The sequence below is a fragment of the Streptomyces sp. NPDC052301 genome (assembly GCF_044593395.1).
Lineage (GTDB): Bacteria > Actinomycetota > Actinomycetes > Streptomycetales > Streptomycetaceae > Streptomyces.
Window position 1 is genome coordinate 217,559 of the sequence record NZ_JBIUBE010000013.1, and the last position, 15,165, is coordinate 232,723.

At 72.7% G+C, this 15,165-nt stretch carries 15 protein-coding genes and 2 pseudogenes; 8 read left to right on the forward strand and 9 right to left on the reverse strand.

What is annotated here, in order from left to right; genetic code table 11:
• Nucleotides 1-113: 113 nt before the first annotated feature.
• On the reverse strand, nt 114-971 hold the full coding sequence (locus ACIHEJ_RS31345) for a LysR family transcriptional regulator (RefSeq protein ID WP_400140462.1): 858 nt from the start codon (nt 969-971) through the stop codon (nt 114-116).
• Between the two features lie 152 nt (nt 972-1,123).
• Here ACIHEJ_RS31345 and ACIHEJ_RS31350 point away from each other — a divergent pair, with 152 nt between their 5' ends.
• Entirely contained in the window at nt 1,124-1,936 is an 813-nt protein-coding gene (locus ACIHEJ_RS31350) for an EamA family transporter (protein ID WP_400140481.1), read from the forward strand.
• A 16-nt stretch (nt 1,937-1,952) separates the two neighbouring features.
• Here the strand turns inward: ACIHEJ_RS31350 and ACIHEJ_RS31355 are convergent.
• Nucleotides 1,953-2,069 (reverse strand): annotated as a pseudogene (locus ACIHEJ_RS31355) (TetR/AcrR family transcriptional regulator); the annotation flags it as partial.
• Nucleotides 2,070-2,095: 26 nt separating this feature from the next.
• On the opposite strand from ACIHEJ_RS31355, the pseudogene ACIHEJ_RS31360 reads away from it, so the two are divergent.
• The 3 genes and pseudogenes from ACIHEJ_RS31360 to hemC form a co-directional block, all read left to right on the forward strand.
• A pseudogene (locus ACIHEJ_RS31360) lies at nt 2,096-2,386 on the forward strand (MFS transporter); the annotation flags it as partial.
• 752 nt (nt 2,387-3,138) lie between these two features.
• Nucleotides 3,139-4,119, forward strand: a complete 981-nt coding sequence (locus ACIHEJ_RS31365) for an ATP-dependent DNA ligase (protein ID WP_400140482.1) — start codon at nt 3,139-3,141, stop codon at nt 4,117-4,119.
• 18 nt (nt 4,120-4,137) lie between these two features.
• Nucleotides 4,138-5,079: a hydroxymethylbilane synthase gene (gene hemC, locus ACIHEJ_RS31370; RefSeq protein WP_400140463.1), complete on the forward strand. Its 942-nt coding sequence runs from the start codon at nt 4,138-4,140 to the stop codon at nt 5,077-5,079.
• Nucleotides 5,080-5,085: 6 nt separating this feature from the next.
• Here the strand turns inward: hemC and ACIHEJ_RS31375 are convergent, their stop codons facing one another.
• The 4 genes from ACIHEJ_RS31375 to ACIHEJ_RS31390 form a co-directional block, all read right to left on the reverse strand.
• Nucleotides 5,086-5,613, reverse strand: coding sequence for a hypothetical protein (locus ACIHEJ_RS31375; RefSeq protein ID WP_400140464.1), 528 nt, complete (start codon nt 5,611-5,613; stop codon nt 5,086-5,088).
• Between the two features lie 190 nt (nt 5,614-5,803).
• Nucleotides 5,804-6,649 carry an ABC transporter permease gene (locus ACIHEJ_RS31380; RefSeq protein ID WP_400140465.1) on the reverse strand — a complete coding sequence of 282 codons (846 nt, stop codon included), beginning with the start codon at nt 6,647-6,649 and terminating at the stop codon, nt 5,804-5,806.
• On the reverse strand, nt 6,609-7,403 hold the full coding sequence (locus tag ACIHEJ_RS31385; protein WP_400140483.1) for an ABC transporter ATP-binding protein: 795 nt from the start codon (nt 7,401-7,403) through the stop codon (nt 6,609-6,611). Before ACIHEJ_RS31385 ends, ACIHEJ_RS31380 begins: the two co-directional genes overlap by 41 nt.
• Nucleotides 7,404-7,762: 359 nt before the next feature.
• A complete protein-coding gene (locus ACIHEJ_RS31390) occupies nt 7,763-8,248 on the reverse strand; it encodes a MarR family winged helix-turn-helix transcriptional regulator (protein WP_400140466.1) in 486 nt (161 codons plus the stop codon).
• Nucleotides 8,249-8,485: 237 nt separating this feature from the next.
• Here ACIHEJ_RS31390 and ACIHEJ_RS31395 point away from each other — a divergent pair, with 237 nt between their 5' ends.
• Complete coding sequence (locus tag ACIHEJ_RS31395) at nt 8,486-9,277, forward strand: RNA polymerase sigma factor SigF (protein WP_400140467.1); 792 nt, start codon at nt 8,486-8,488, stop codon at nt 9,275-9,277.
• Nucleotides 9,278-9,322: 45 nt separating this feature from the next.
• Here the strand turns inward: ACIHEJ_RS31395 and ACIHEJ_RS31400 are convergent, their stop codons facing one another.
• Nucleotides 9,323-9,634 (reverse strand): ANTAR domain-containing protein, encoded by a 312-nt coding sequence (locus ACIHEJ_RS31400; RefSeq protein WP_400140468.1) that lies wholly within the window; start codon nt 9,632-9,634, stop codon nt 9,323-9,325.
• A gap of 195 nt (nt 9,635-9,829) precedes the next feature.
• On the opposite strand from ACIHEJ_RS31400, the gene ACIHEJ_RS31405 reads away from it, so the two are divergent.
• The gene (locus ACIHEJ_RS31405) at nt 9,830-10,579 is read left to right on the forward strand and encodes a VOC family protein (RefSeq protein ID WP_400140469.1); all 750 of its coding nucleotides are present in this window, start codon (nt 9,830-9,832) and stop codon (nt 10,577-10,579) included.
• Nucleotides 10,580-10,655: 76 nt separating this feature from the next.
• Here the strand turns inward: ACIHEJ_RS31405 and glgX are convergent, their stop codons facing one another.
• Both glgX and ACIHEJ_RS31415 read right to left on the reverse strand, forming a co-directional pair.
• Entirely contained in the window at nt 10,656-12,866 is a 2,211-nt protein-coding gene (glgX, locus tag ACIHEJ_RS31410; RefSeq protein ID WP_400140470.1) for a glycogen debranching protein GlgX, read from the reverse strand.
• Complete coding sequence (locus ACIHEJ_RS31415; RefSeq protein WP_400140471.1) at nt 12,863-13,375, reverse strand: pep a2; 513 nt, start codon at nt 13,373-13,375, stop codon at nt 12,863-12,865. The genes glgX and ACIHEJ_RS31415 overlap by 4 nt, the downstream gene beginning before the upstream one ends.
• Before the next feature lie 329 nt (nt 13,376-13,704).
• Here ACIHEJ_RS31415 and ACIHEJ_RS31420 point away from each other — a divergent pair, with 329 nt between their 5' ends.
• Nucleotides 13,705-14,004, forward strand: a complete 300-nt coding sequence (locus ACIHEJ_RS31420) for a DUF5133 domain-containing protein (protein WP_030641557.1) — start codon at nt 13,705-13,707, stop codon at nt 14,002-14,004.
• A gap of 109 nt (nt 14,005-14,113) precedes the next feature.
• The coding region (locus tag ACIHEJ_RS31425) for a maltotransferase domain-containing protein (protein WP_400140472.1) at nt 14,114-15,165 on the forward strand (1,052 nt) is incomplete at its 3' end.

Consider the following 15,165-nt stretch of genomic DNA (forward strand, 5'->3'; position numbering starts at 1 on the left):
CTGGCCACCGAGCCAGGGCGGTGGCGCGGTTGTCCGGGGTCGAGCGGAAATTTGGCCAGACAAGATCGTCAACAATTCTGTCTGCGCTCTTCCGGACGGCCGCACCGGCCGCCTCACCCCGTGCGGTACAGCTCGGTGAGCAGTTCGAGCACCGCCTGCAGGGCCGGATGCGGGTCGTCGCGCCACCAGGCGAGCCGTACGGCGACTGGTTCGGCGTCCCGCACCGGCCGGTAGACGATGCCGGGCCTCGGGTACTGGTTCGCGGTGGACTCGGCCGTCACCCCGATGCCGCGTCCGGCGGCGATCACGGTGAGCCAGTCGTCGACGTCGTGCGTCTCCTCGGTGGCCGGCCGGGCGTCCGGCGGCCACAGATCGGGGGTGGCGGTGCCGGTGCGGCGGTCCACGAGAAGGGTGCGGTCGGTGAGGTCGGCGAGCCGGACCGAACGGCGCCGGGCGAGCGGGTCGTCGGCGGCCAGCGCGCACAGCCGCCGCTCCAGCCCGACGATGGCGGTGTCGAAGCGCCGGTCGTCCAGCGGCCTGCGCACCACGGCGAGGTCGCAGGCGCCCTCGGCGAGTCCGGCCGAGGGCGAGTTGACGCGCACCAGGTGCAGGTCGGTGTCCGGGTGGGCCGCGGTCCAGCGCCGCTGGAAGGCGACCGTGTGCCGGCCCACCGCCGACCAGGCGTAGCCGACGCGCAGCCGGGTGTGCCCCGAGGTGGCCTCCCGGACCAGGGCGGAGACGTCGGCGAGCACCCGGCGGGCCTGCGCCACCACGCGCAGTCCGGTCGCGGTGGGGCTCACCTCCCGGGAGGTGCGGCGCAACAGCCGTACGCCCAGAGCCTTTTCCAGGGAGGCCAGGGCGCGGGAGACGGCGGCCTGGGAGACGCCGAGGGCGATCGCGGCGTCGGTGAAGGTGCCCTCGTCGACGATGGCGACGAGACAGCGCAGCTGCCGCAGGTCGATGTCGTGCATACGATCAGCGTATAGATCGACTGTCGCATGCATTTTGCGCAAGCGCGTGAGGGGCGCACGCTCCGGGCATGCGACGAGCTCTCGACCGCCCGGCGGCGGCCCTCCCCGCGGCGCCGGCCATCCCCCTGCCGAAGGCACGGCGACTGGCCGGCGTGGCCACCATGTTCGGCAGCGGGCTGTCCAACCAGACCGGCGCCGCCGTCGGCGCCCTGGCCTTCCCCGTCCTCGGTCCGCTCGGGGTCGTGGCGGTACGTCAGTACGTCGCCGCCCTCGTGCTGTTCGCCGTCGGCCGGCCGCGGCTGCGGAGCTTCACCTGGCGGCAGTGGTGGCCGGTGCTGCTGCTGGGCGCGGTGTTCGGCACGATGAACCTCAGCCTGTACAGCGCCGTCGACCGGATCGGCCTGGGCCTGGCCGTGACCCTGGAGTTCCTGGGACCGCTGACGATCGCGCTGGCCGCGTCGCGGCGACGGCTGGACGCGGGGTGCGCGGTGCTGGCCGCGGCCGGGGTCGTCGTCCTGATGCGTCCGCGCCCCTCGGCCGACTACTCCGGGATGGCGCTGGGGCTGGTCGCCGCCTGTTGCTGGGCGTCGTACATCCTGCTCAACCGCCTGGTCGGGCAGCGCCTTCCCGGCGCGCAGGGCGCCGCGGCGGCGGCCACGGTCTCCGCGCTGGCCTTCCTGCCGCCCGGGGTCGTCGTGGCGCTGCGTCATCCGCCGGCGGCCGGGGCCGTGCTGTGCGCCGTGACGGCGGGTCTGCTCTCCTCCGCCGTGCCCTACCTGGCCGACCTGCTGACCCTGCGCCATGTGCCCGCGCAGACGTTCGGCCTGTTCATGAGCGTCAATCCGGTGCTCGCGGCCGTGGTGGGCCGGGTGGTGCTCGACCAGCACCTGGGCGGGGCCGAGTGGGCGGGCATCGGGGCGGTGGTGGTGGCCAACGGGGTGAGCATCGCGACCAGCCGGACCTGACCGCGGGGACGGCCGGTCAGCGCGCCCGCGACACCGGTGCCAGCCACAGACCCACGATCGCGTCGGCGAGGCCCGTGGCGACCTCGTCCCAGGTGGCGCGCGGGGCCGGGGCGCCCTCGGCCAGGGCCCGCTCGCTCAGCGACGCGCTGGTCCCGGTGAGGCGCGGTCCCGCCGTCCGAGACGGCCGCCGCGAACAGCCTCAACACGCTGGTGCGGTCCATCGGCACGTCGGTGGCCGGCGCGGTCGCCGGGGTGATCCTGGCGCAGCTGACGGTCAGCCTCGGCGGCCACGCGCTGCCGTCGGAGAACGGCTTCAAGGTCGTCATGGCGCTCGGCGCGGACGCGGCCGCCCTCGCCTTCGTCCTCGCCGCGTTCCTCCCCCGCCACCGCCCGGCCGCCCCGGACTCGACGCCGACGGCGACCGAGCCCTCGGCGAAGACGGTGGACTGAGGGGGCCGACCCGGCGAGGGGAGGGGGCAGGGAACGGCGGCGGAGGCACCGGGCGCGTGCCCGGGAGGCCGACTCCGGGGGGCCAGGATGCCTCCGGGCCGGCCGGAGGGGTCGGGAGCCGGGAGGGACGGGGCCCAGAGCCGGAGGGGCAGGTCCCGGAGCCCGGACGGACAGGCCCCAGAGCCCGGACGGACAGGCCCCGGAGCCCGGACGGACAGGCCCCGGAGCCCGGACGGACAGGCCCCGGAGCCCGGACGGACAGGCCCCGGAGTCTGGAGGGGCGGGTCACGGGAACGGGGATGGGCGGGCCGGGGCGGTTTCATGAGCCGCGAGGGTCGGGCCCCGGAAACCGGACGCGCGGGATCCGGAGCCTGGAGAGGCAGACCCCGGAACCCGGAAGGGCGGGTCACGGAACGGGGAATGGGCGGGCCGGGGCGGTTTCATGTAGCCGCGAGGGTCGGGCCCCGGAGACCGGACGCGCGGGATCCGGAGCCTGGAGAGGCAGACCCCGGAACCCGGAAGGGCGGGTCACGGAACGGGGAATGGGCGGGTCACGGAACGTGGACGGGCGAGCCGGGGGCGCTCCTCCTACAGCACCCTCCGGGCCAGCACCTGGCCCGGCCACTCGTCCTCGCCGACGGCGAAGGGCTCGGTAGGCTCTCGGGTTCGCGGTGCGGGACCGTTCAGGGGAACCGGGCGGTGAAGGGGCGTGAGGGCGGGGGGAGCGGTCGAGACCTTCTGCCGTGACCGCCGTGACCCTGCCGCTCATCGCGCCGATGCTCGCCACCCCCGGCACACTGCCGCCGCGGGCCCAGGACGCGCGGTGGGCGTACGAGACCAAGCAGGACGGCCAGCGGGTGATGGTCTACCTGCCCGGCGACGGCAGCGTGCTGCTGCGCGCCCGCTCCGGCGAGGACATCACCGCGGCCTATCCCGAGCTGCGACCGCTGGGCGGCGCCCTGGGCACCACGCCCGCAGTCCTGGACGGCGAGGTGCTGGCCCTGGACGCGCAGGGGCGGGCCGACTTCCAGCTGCTGCAGAGCCGGATGGGCCTCGCGCACGCCCCCGCCCGTGCGGCCCGCCGGGCCGCGCAGGTGCCGGTGCACCTGGTGTTGTTCGACGTGCCGTACCTGGAGGAGCCCCTGGTCCGGCTGCCGTACGTACGGCGGCGGGTGCGCCTGACGGAGCTGGAGCTGGCCGGGCCGCACTGGTCGACGCCGGGCGCGGTGACCGGGCACGGCGCCGAGGCGCTGCGCGTCACCCGGGAACACGGTCTGGAGGGCCTGGTGTGCAAGCGGCTGGACTCGGTGTACGAGGCCGGCGTGCGCTCCCGCGCCTGGATCAAGATCCGGAACATGCGCGCCGAGGATGTGATCGTAGGCGGCTGGCTGCCCGGCAAGGGGCGGCTGCGCGGACTGCCCGGCGCGGTGCTGGTCGGGCAGCGTGACGCGGGCGGCCGGCTGCGGTACGTCGGCGGGATCGGCACCGGCTGGAGCGAGGCGGAGCGGACGGAGCTGGCGGCGCTGCTGCGGGACACGGCGGCCGACCGGTGTCCCTTCGATCCGGCGCCCCGGGTCCCGGACGCGCACTGGGTGCAGCCCCGCCTGGTCGGCGAGGTCAGCTACAGCACCCGTACCCGGGCCGGGATGCTGCGCCAGCCCTCCTGGCTGCGGCTGCGCCCGGATCTGACGCCGCAGGAGTCGGCGGCCGACCTGCCCGAGGAGTTCGGCTGAGCCCCGAAGGTCTATCGTGTGCCCATGCCGGTTCCCGAACTGATCCGAATCGTCTCCCGCGACTCGCCCATGGCCCTGGCCCAAGTCGAGCGGGTGCGTGCCGAGTTGGCCGTGCTGCACCCGGGTGTGCGCACCGAGGTCGTGCCGGTGAAGACCACCGGCGACAAGTGGCTCGGCGACCTGTCCAAGGTCGAGGGCAAGGGGGCGTTCACCAAGGAGGTCGACGCCGCTCTGCTCGCCGGGGAGGCGGATCTCGCGGTGCACTGCGTCAAGGACGTGCCCGCCGACCGGCCGCTGCCCGCCGGGACGGTGTTCGCCGCGTTCCTGAAGAGGGACGACATCCGGGACGCGCTGGTGCACCCGGGCGGGCTCACCCTGGACGAGCTGCCGGCCGGTACCCGGATCGGCACCTCCTCGGTGCGCCGCGTCGCCCAACTGGCCGCCGCGCACCCGCACCTGGAGTGCGTGCCGTTCCGCGGCAACGCCAACCGCCGGCTGGAGAAGCTCGCCGCCGGGGAGGCGGACGCGCTGCTGCTGGCCGTGTCGGGACTGGAGCGGATCGGCCGGACCGACGTGATCAGCGAGGTGCTGTCGCCGGAGGCGATGATGCCGCCGATCGGCGCGGGCATCCTCGCCCTGCAGTGCCGCGAGGACGACACCGACGTGATCGACGCGGTCAGCGGGCTCGGCGACCCGGACACCCACCGGGAGGCGACGGCCGAGCGGATGTTCCTGCATGTGCTGCAGGGACACTGCAACAGCCCGATCGCCGGCTACGCGCGCATGGACCGCGGCGGAGAACTGTCCCTGCGGGCCTGTGTGTTCACCCCGGACGGCAAGACCCGGCTGAACGCCCACGAGTGGGCGGGGCGGCTCGATCCGGCGACCCTCGGCACCTCGGTCGCGGTGGCGCTGCTGCGGCAGGGCGCCCGGGAGATCATCGACGGCATCCCGCACTGACCGGCGTCAGGCGGTGTTGCCGGGCTCCGTCTGGTCCCGCAGGAAGGCGCTGACCTGGTAGGCCAGACTGCCCTGCCCGGTGCTCGCGGGGGCGGCCGTCGCGGTCGCCTCCAGGGTGCCGATGCCACCCGCCCACAGCCGGCGCTCGGTCCACTCCTCGTCCACCCGCAGCTGCACCTGGACGTCCACGTGGGTCAGGGCGGCTTCGGGCGCGGCGGCGTAGAGCACGGCGGTGGCCCGGCGCAGCGGGTAGACGTCGAAGCCCTCGATGAACTGGGAATTGCGCCAGTCGATGAACGCGCCCTCGCCGTCGGGTCCCACCCGGACGTCGAGCTGGCCGTCCTCCAGATGGATGCCGTAGTGCCGCGCGCCGCGGTTCTCCACCGTCACCCGGACGCAGAAGTACGTCAGCCCGGCGGCGGCGTCATCGCGTCCGCGTGGCGGCTCGGCAGCCTCCAGGCGGTGGACGCGGACCCGCAGACCGGCGTGCTCGTCGTACTCGTGCCAGTCCCCGACCACGTTCGGCTCGTACACAGTGCCCCTCTCGACCCTCGAGAGGTGCTGTCTATCTGTGTGCTCAGCGCACTGTCAAATGAGCAGAATGCGCTGTGGCCAGGGGATTCACCCGCTTTGATCGGTGATCAAGCGCTGCCCAGGAAGAATCCGTTCGCGGCGGTCCGCGAAGGGGTACGCGTGCGTGCCGCACATCACGTCCGCGGCAAGATCAGCGGGCGAGCCGGCCGAGCAGTGAGGAGGCCGCGGTGATGCCGAGCGCGGCGGCCACCGCCAGCACCCCGAAGTCGGCGCCGAGATGCGCCGGGGCGCCGAGGAGAAGGCCGCGGAGGGCGTCGACCTGATAGCTCAGCGGGTTGACCTTGCTGACGGCCTGCAGCCAGCCCGGCATCACCGACACGGGGTAGAGGGCGTTGGAGCCGAAGAACAGGGGCATGGTGATCGCCTGGCCGAAGCCCATCAGCCGGTCGCGGCTGAGCACGACGCCCGCGATGGTCATCGACAGGCAGGAGAAGAACACCGAGGCGAGGACCACCGCGACGGCGACGCCGAGCAGCTTCAGCGGGTTCCAGGTGAGGGCGACACCGAGCACGGCGGCGATGACGATCACGACGATCGCCTGGACCAGTGACTTCACCCCGGCGGCGAACGCCTTGCCGGTGATCAGCGCCGAGCGCGGTGTGGGGGTGACGAGGAGCTTGTTGAGGATGCCCGCGTCGCGCTCCCAGATGATCTGGATGCCGTAGAAGATGGCGATGAACATCGCGGACTGGGCGATGATGCCGGGCGCCATGTAGTCGATGTACGGGATGCCTCCCGTGGGTATCGCGCGGATCCGGGTGAAGGTCTGGCCGAAGATCAGCAGCCACAGGGCGGGCTGCACCGCACGGGTGTACAGCTCGGTGCGGTCGTGGCGCAGCTTCTGCAGCTCGACGGCGCACAGGGCGACGACCCGGGTGGGCAGCAGCCGCCAGCCGGAGCGGGGCCGGGGCGGGGTGAGCAGCAGCTCCGTGCCCTCAGCCGACGCGGTGCGCGGTACGGCGGGTGCTTCGGACATCGCGGAAACCTCCTCCGGAGGGGGCGTCGAGGCCACTGCCGGCAACGGCGCGGAAGACGTCCTCCAGCGTGGGCAGGGTGGCGGTGCCCCGGCGTTCGGCGAGGCCGCGCCGCAGCTCGGCCGGGGTACCCAGGGCGCGGACACGGCCGCGGTGCATCAGGCCGACCCGGTCGCAGTACTGGTCGGCCTCGTCCATGTAGTGGGTGGTGACGAGGACGGTCATGCCGGTGACGGCGCGTACGGCGTTGATGTGCTCCCAGACACCGGTGCGGGCGATCGGGTCCAGACCGATGGTGGGCTCGTCGAGGATCAGCAGCCGGGGGGCGCTGACCAGGGCCTGGGCGAGTTCCAGCCGGCGGACCATGCCGCCGGAGTAGGTGCCGGCGAGCCGGTCGGCGGCCTCGGTGAGGCCGACGGCGGCGAGGGCCTGGGCGACGCGTGCGGTCCGCTCGCGCCGGGGCACGTCGAAGACGCGGGCGAAGAGGGCGACGTTCTCCCGGCCGGTGAGCCCGCTGTCGGCGGACAGCTGCTGCGGGACGTATCCGAGCAGCCGCCGGACCGCCATCCGCTCCTTCGCGGCGTCGTGCCCGAAGACGCGGACCGTGCCGGCGGGCACCGGGAGGAGGGTGGTGATGCACCGGATGGCGGTGGTCTTCCCCGCCCCGTTGGGCCCGAGAAGCCCGAACACCTCCCCCTCGCGGACGCCCAGCTCGAGCCCGTCGACGGCCCGCGTGTCCCCGAAGGAGTAGCCCAGCCGGGCACAGGTGACGGCCTCGGCGGGGGTGGGCTCGGGCGTGACCGGGACGCCTGCGGGACCGGTGGCGGGGCCGGCTGCGGCCTCGGCGGAGGCGTCCGAGGTGTCCGAGCGGGCGGCGGTTCCGTCGGGGGCGCCGGAGCGGACGGTGGCCTCGGCGGGACGTCGCGGAGCGTCCACCGCGTCGGCGGGGCCACCCGGCGACCCGGTCACCCCGGCGGAGTCCGGGGGCCCGGACCGGTCGGCATCGTCCGTGGCGGCGTCCGGGAGTTCGGCCGTGGTGTCCGGCCCGGGTGTGGGGTCGCTCGTCATGGTTCCTCCGCCTTCGGCGTGAAGCTCGGTGCCGTCGTGGCCCGTGCTCACGGTTCGTCGAGGTCGTCGTGCAGGGAGGCGGCGAGCCTGCGCAGGGCCGGGAGGGCCGCGCGCAGGGCCTCGCGGTCGGGCTCGGGGAGCCGGGCGACATGGCGGCCGACCAGGTCGGCACGGCGGCGCTGCCAGTCCTCGAGCCGTCTCTCGGCGGCCCCGGTCAGCAGCAGGCGGGCGGCGCGCCGGTCGGCGGGGTCGGTCTCCCGGATCAGATGGCCGGCCCGGACCAGTTGGTTGACCAGCGTCGACACCGAGTTGCCCGCCAGGTGCAGCTCCCTGGCCGCGTCCGAGATGCCGACGCCGGGCCGGGACTCGACCAGCCGCAGCAGCTCCACCTCCGCGCCCCGCAGCCGGGGCCCGGTGAGCCCGCCGCGCAGCCGGCGCCGGACCAGCCGCTGCAGGCGTACGAGTGCGTCGGCCAGCTCCTGCGGAAAGCTCCCGGTGTCCGCCGGAACCACGCGCGCCGCTTCACGTTCCACGGATGAAGATTACCTCTGTTACAGAGGTGACGCCCAGGAGGCCACCGCAAGGGACAGCCCTTATGTACATAATTGTTTTGAGATGTCCGCAGCGGGGAATGCGACTCACAGTGCTTCGGACAGGAGGCACGTCCGTGGGAACCGGCATCGCCGGACGCCCCGGTGTCCTATCCATGGTCCGAGTGCACCTCCCACGGTGTCTGTCCATCCAGCACCTGCTGAGAGAGGTGCGCCACGATGCGTGTCACCGGCAGCACGAAGCCCCATCCCCATGACGACGCCCCGGACACGGGTGAGTCCTTCGAGCGGCTGGCACAGCTGCCCGACGGCCCCGAGCGGCAGGCTCTCCGGGACGAACTGGTCGAACTGTGGCTGCCCATGGCAGAGCGGATCGCCGTCAGGTTCCGCGGCCGTGGCGAGGCCCTGGAGGACCTGTACCAGGTGGCCGCGCTGGGACTGGTCAAGGCCGTCGACCACTACGACCCGGACCGCGGCCGGGCCTTCGAGGCGTACGCCGTTCCCACCATCACCGGCGAGATCAAGCGCCACTTCCGCGACCACATGTGGACCCTGCACGTCCCCCGCCGGGTGCAGGATCTGCGCAACCGGGTCCGCAGCGCCGTGAAGGAGCTGGCGCAGACCACCTCCGGCCGTCCCCCCACCGTCGCCGAGATCGCCGCGTACACCCGGCTCAGCGAGGACGAGGTGCGGACCGGCATGGAGGCGCTGGAATGCTTCTCGGCGCTGTCCCTGGACGCCGAGGTGGTCGGCACGGACGGCTATGCGCTCGGGGACTCGCTGGGCGGGCCAGACCCGGGGTTCGATCTCGTCGTCGACCGGGCGGCGGTCAAACCGTGCCTCGAGGCGCTGCCCGAGCGCGAGCGCACCATCCTCTACCTGCGATTCTTCGGCGGGATGACCCAGAGCCACATCGCGGAACAGCTCGGCATCTCGCAGATGCACGTGTCCCGGCTGCTCAGCGGCTGCTTCGACCGACTGCGGGAGGAACTGCTCGCGGAGGCCCGTTGAGCCTCGTCCTCTCCGCCCCCCGGGCCTCCGCCCCTCCCCCGGGCCTCACGCCGTCGTCCCGGGCACCTGCGTCGGCCCGTAGCGGTCCAGGGCGTCCTCCAGCTCGGCGCGGACGTCGTCCGGTATGTCGCCCCGGCGCCCCCAGATCAGGATCAGCTCCGCGACGTTGCGCAGCTTGATGTTGGTGTGCTGGGAGACTTCCTTGAGCACCTGCCAGCCCAGGTCCGGGGGCACCCTGCCGAGGGCCACCATCATGCCGATCGCCTGGTCGACGACCGCGTGGGAGGTCACCGCCTCCTTCAACTGGTCGACCTGCGCCTGCAACTCGACGACGCGGTCCGCATCGGTCTCTCCCATGCTTCCCATCGTCCTCGGTGGCCTGTCCGCCTGCCACCGGGGGTACTCGACAGGCACCCGAGCCCCTTCCGGTCGGACACTGGTGGAAGAGCGGTGGCCGCCGGGCCCCGAGAGCAGGACGCGACTGCCATGAACCAACACACCCCTGTCAGCGGCGGACCGAGTGCCGGTGGCGGCCCGAGACGCAGAGACGTCATGTCGACGCAGTCCGTCTTCGGCGCCCCGTGCTGGGTCAGTCTGACCAGCCGCGACCTGGAGGCCACGCAGGACTTCTACACGGCCGTGCTGGGCTGGCGCTGGCGCGGTGCCAAGCTCGGTGAGCACTTCCGGATCGCGCTCGCGGACGGTGTGCCGGTCGCGGGCATCGCCGCCGTCGCCGCGATGTGGCAGATGGCGGTGGCGTGGACGCCGTACTTCGCCGTGCAGGACGCCGACGTGGCCGTGGCACGGGCCCGGGAGCGCGGGGGTACGGCGGCGGTCGGGCCGTTGTCCTTCCCGCCCGGCAGGGCCGCGCTGCTCGCCGACCGGGACGGGGCCACCTTCGGGATCTGGCAGGGGGAACTGGTCTCCAACTGGGAGGTGTGGCGGCGGGCGGCACCGACCTTCGTGCGGCTGCACACCCGCGACGCCTTCGACTCGGCGATCTTCTACGGCGAGATCCTCGACTGGGCGACGGGCGGCTGCGAGGTCCAGTACGAGGGCGGCGAGGTGGTGCTGCGCAGCCAGGGCGACATCGTGGCGCAGATCGACTCGGGCGCGGTGGAGGCTGCCCCGGACCCGTCGCTACGGCCGCACTGGCAGATCCACTTCTCCGTGAACGACGTGGCGGGGTGTGCCCGCGCGGCGGAGAAGCACGGCGGCAGCGTGCTGAGCGAGGACGAGAACGAGGCCATCCTGCGGGACGCCGACGGGGCCCAGTTCACGGTGACACGCCGGACTCGCTGAGCAGCGCGGCACCGCGGGTCCCCGGGGCGCGGGAACCCGCGGTGCCGGCGGCCACGACGGACCCGCGGGCAGTCAGCTACTTCTTCGCCGCACGAGTCCTCCGGGACCCGCGGGACCCGCCCGACCCACGCGACTGACGTGCGGGAGGCGACGGTTGCGACGGGCGCGACAGCAGGATCAGGCTGCGTGCCTCCACGCGGAGCCGGGTGCCCGCCTTGCGTTCGCGTTCGTCGGGGATGCCGTCCGGGTCGGCGGTGTCGACGAGAGTGCTCCAGCGCTCACCGAAGGAGTCGTCGGGCAGCCGGAAGTCGACCGGCTCCCAGTAGCCGTTGACGAGCAGCAGGAACGAGTCGTCGACCATGGGGCGCCCGTAGGAGTCGCGTTCGGCGATGGCGTCGCCGTTGAGGAACACCCCGACCGAGTGCGCGTCGCCGCGCTGCCAGTCCCGGTCGGTCATCTCGCGCGCGTCGGGCCTGAGCCACATCAGGTCCGCCAGCGGCTGGTCGGCCTTGGTCACGGTCTCGCCGCGGAAGAAGCGGCGGCGGCGCAGCACCGGGTGGGCCGCGCGCAGGGCGATCAGGTGCCGGGTGAAATCCGTGAGGGCCTGCTGCTCCTGCGTCGTTTCCCAGTGGATCCAGGAGAGTTCGTTGTCCTGGCAGTAGGCGTTGTTGTTGCCCTGTTGCGTGCGGCCGAGTTCGTCGCCGTGACAGAGCATGGGGATGCCCTGCGACAGCAGCAGCGTGGCCAGCAGGTTGCGCTGCTGGCGGGTGCGGAGTTCGAGGACGGCGGGGTCACGGGTCTCCCCCTCCGCGCCGCAGTTCCAGGACCGGTTGTGGCTCTCGCCGTCCCGGTTGTCCTCGCCGTTGGCCTCGTTGTGCTTGTCGTTGTACGACACCAGGTCGCGCAGGGTGAAACCGTCGTGCGCGGTGACGAAGTTGACGCTCGCGCGCGGCCGGCGCCGGCTGTGCTGATAGATGTCGGCGGAGCCGGTCAGCCGGGAGGCGAACTCGCCGAGCGAGCCGGGCTCGCCCCGCCAGAAGTCCCGCACGGCGTCCCGGTACTTGCCGTTCCACTCCGACCACAACGGCGGGAAGTTGCCGACCTGGTAGCCGCCCTCCCCGACGTCCCACGGCTCGGCGATCAGCTTGACGCGGCTGATCACCGGATCCTGCTGGATCAGGTCGAAGAACGCCGACAGCCGGTCCACCTCGTGGAACTGCCGGGCCAGGGTGGCCGCGAGGTCGAAGCGGAAGCCGTCGACGTGCATCTCGGTGACCCAGTACCGCAGCGAGTCCATGATCAGCTGCAGGACGTACGGGTGCCGCATCAGCAGGCTGTTGCCGGTGCCGGTGGTGTCGTAGTAGTGCCCCCAGTCACCGTCGACCAGGCGGTAGTAGGAGGCGTTGTCGATGCCCCGGAAGGACAACGTGGGGCCCATCTCGTTGCCCTCGGCGGTGTGGTTGTAGACCACGTCGAGGATCACCTCGAGGCCGGCCGCGTGCAGCGCCTTCACCATCGCCTTGAACTCGTCGACCTGCTGGCCCCGGCTGCCGAAGGCGGCGTAGGCGTTGTGCGGGGCGAAGAACCCGATGGTGTTGTAGCCCCAGTAGTTGGACAGCCCGCGGTCCTGCAGAATGCCGTCCTGCACGAACTGGTGCACCGGCATCAGCTCCACCGCGGTCACGCCGAGCGAGGTGAGGTGCTCGATGACGGCGGGGTGGGCGAGGCCGGCGTAGGTGCCGCGCAGCCGCTCGGGGACGTCGGGGTGCATGCGGGTCAGGCCGCGTACGTGCGCCTCGTAGATCACCGAGTCCGCGTACGCCGTCCGCGGCGGCCGGTCGTCGCCCCAGTCGAAGTACGGGTCGGTGACCACGCCGAGCATGGAGTGCCCGGCGCTGTCGGCCGGGGCGGGTCCGTCCGGGGCGCGCTCGTACAGGGAGGCGTGGTTGTCGATCTGGCCGTCCACGGCGCGTGCGTAGGGGTCGAGCAGCAGCTTCCTCGGATTGCACCGGTGGCCGAGCGAGGGCTGCCAGGGCCCGTGCACCCGGTAGCCGTAGCGCTGGCCGGGGCCGATGCCGGGCAGATGGGCGTGCCAGACGAAGCCGTCGACCTCGTGCAGCGGGACGGGGGCCTCGGTGCCCGCGTCGTCGAGCAGGATCAGCTCGACGCGCTCGGCGACCTCGCTGAACAGGGCGAAGTTGGTGCCCTGCCCGTCGAAGGAGGCACCCAACGGGTAGGGGTGCCCGCTCCACACGGGCACCCCTTTGCGCGTCTTGCGGGGGGTCACAGGCTGCCCTCCAGGGCGTCGTCGGCAGCGGCCGCAGGGGCGGCCAGTACCACCACGGGTTCCTCGCGCGGTACTTGAAGGCCTGTCCGCAGGGTGGGCGCGGGGGCGAGGGGCACCAGCGGGACACGCTCGCCGGAGCGGGCGCGCTGCGAGAACCAGATGATCTTGCTGCCGGTCTCCGAGGCACAGCACCCCCAGCCGTCGCTCATCGCGGCGATGTCCGCGAGGCAGGCCCGCAGGTCCTGGTCCGGGCGCAGGTCGGGGTCGTCGTCCCCGAAGGCGGTGATGAGGTGCTGGCCGTTCCACCACATCTCGATCGAGGTGTGCTTGACGGTCGCGTGCTCGTCGATCGCCCGCAGCAGCAGTTCGGCGCCGCGGCAGACGGGGTCCACGAGGTTCTCGAGGTCCCAGTAGTGAAGGTGGGCGGCCAGGATGCGGCTGACCTGTCCCACCCGGTCCGGGCTGACTTCCACGTCGAGGTGGTAGTAGCAGGGCACTGCGGTCTTCATCGTCGCTTGCTCCTCACCGGCGAAGCTCTCGCTCCCCTCGCCCGTCCGGGAGGGATCCCGGATCGCCTGCCCGGGAGAGGTCCCGGGCACAAAGCGTGAGCGGTTATCGCTTCTGAGTCACCTCCACGGTGAGCCCACTACGCCATTCGTGCAACACGAGCATCCGACACGCCGCACATGGTTGAAGGTCCAACAAGACGCTGCGTCGTCGTCCGTGCACCATAAGTGAAAGCCTCGATCGCCGTAACGGTGCCGCGCCCACCCCTGCGCGGCCACCACCCGACCGTCGGGAACGCGCCCAGTCGAGAGCGTGGAAGGTGAAGAGGGCCATGCTGCTACCCGCCAAGGCCGAAGTGGCCCGGCAGTTGCGGCGTTACCGGGCGTGGGAGCGCGTGATGCTCGCCTCGCCCCACGACCGCACGGTCAGGGCCACCTTCGAGGACTCGGGTTACACGCTGTGTGTCCTGATGGGCAAACGCTGCGCCCGCGAGGCCGCGGACGCGGCGGAGCGTTATCTGCGCACCAACCTGGTCACCTACCTGCGCGAGCAGGACGGGCGGCCGCAGCCGCGCCGAGCGGCGAGAAGAGCGCCGCCACCGGAGCGGCGTTCCACGGCGCCAAGCCCCTGACCTGGCACCGTACAAGGCGTTCCCCCACGGGACCGGCGCGGCCGGCCCGTGTCTCGGATCGCGAAGCCGGGCCGGGCGCCCGGCTTCGCGCACGGCGGAGGTGAGATACATGCGCAGGACCCCGGCCATCGGCCGTGTACCGGTACGTGACGTCCGGCCGGCCGTGGAGTGCGGCAGGCGCCCGGCGAAAGCGGTGGCCGGGGAGACCTTCCAGGTCACGGCCACCGTGTTCCGGGAGGGGCACGACGCCGTGGGTGCCAATGTGGTCCTGCGCGATCCGAAGGGCCGCAGTGGCCCGTGGACGCCGATGCGCGAGCTGTCCCCCGGCAGCGACCTCTGGGGTGCGGACATCACGCCGGACGCGACGGGCCGTTGGACCTTCCGCGTGGAGGCCTGGAGCCATCCGCTGGCGACCTGGCGGCACACCGCGTCGGTCAAGGTGCCGGCCGGGATCGACACCGGCCTGGTCCTGGAGGAGGGTGCCGAGCTGTACGAGCGGGCCGCCGCCGGGGTGCCCAAGGGCCCGGAGCGCACCGCCGTCCTGGCCGCCGCGCGGGCGCTCGGCGACGACACCCTGTCGGTCAACGACCGGCTGAAGGCGGCGCTGGCCGCGGAAGTCGACGCGATCGTGGCCCGGTATCCGCTGCGGGAGCTGGTGACCGCCTCGGATCCGATGCCGTTGCTGGTGGAGCGTGAACGGGCCCTGTACGGCTCGTGGTACGAGTTCTTCCCCCGCTCCGAGGGAACCGCCCAGCAGCCGCACGGCACCTTCCGCACCGCCGCCCGCCGGCTCCGGCCGATCGCCGACATGGGCTTCGACGTCGTCTACCTGCCCCCGATCCATCCCATCGGCACGACCTTCCGCAAGGGCCCCAACAACACCCTCACCCCCGGCCCCCGGGACGTGGGCGTGCCCTGGGCGATCGGCTCGCCCGAGGGCGGACACGACGCCGTCCATCCCGAACTGGGCACCCTCGAGGACTTCGACTTCTTCGTCGCCGAGGCGCGGAAACTGGGTCTGGAGGTCGCGCTCGACTTCGCCCTGCAGTGCTCACCCGACCACCCCTGGGTGCACAAGCATCCGGAGTGGTTCCACCACCGCCCGGACGGGACGATCGCGTACGCGGAGAACCCGCCGAAGAAGTACCAGGACATCTATCC

Excerpts from the sequence above, each read along its gene's own strand:
- ACIHEJ_RS31400 (WP_400140468.1), bottom strand. The coding sequence starts at position 9,634 with ATGGGAGAGACCGATGCGGACCGCGTCGTCGAGTTGCAGGCGCAGGTC.
- ACIHEJ_RS31380 (WP_400140465.1), bottom strand. The coding sequence starts at position 6,649 with ATGTCCGAAGCACCCGCCGTACCGCGCACCGCGTCGGCTGAGGGCACG.
- ACIHEJ_RS31405 (WP_400140469.1), top strand. The coding sequence starts at position 9,830 with ATGTCGACGCAGTCCGTCTTCGGCGCCCCGTGCTGGGTCAGTCTGACC.
- ACIHEJ_RS31415 (WP_400140471.1), bottom strand. The coding sequence starts at position 13,375 with ATGAAGACCGCAGTGCCCTGCTACTACCACCTCGACGTGGAAGTCAGC.
- ACIHEJ_RS31345 (WP_400140462.1), bottom strand. The coding sequence starts at position 971 with ATGCACGACATCGACCTGCGGCAGCTGCGCTGTCTCGTCGCCATCGTC.
- ACIHEJ_RS31395 (WP_400140467.1), top strand. The coding sequence starts at position 8,486 with ATGCGTGTCACCGGCAGCACGAAGCCCCATCCCCATGACGACGCCCCG.
- ACIHEJ_RS31420 (WP_030641557.1), top strand. The coding sequence starts at position 13,705 with ATGCTGCTACCCGCCAAGGCCGAAGTGGCCCGGCAGTTGCGGCGTTAC.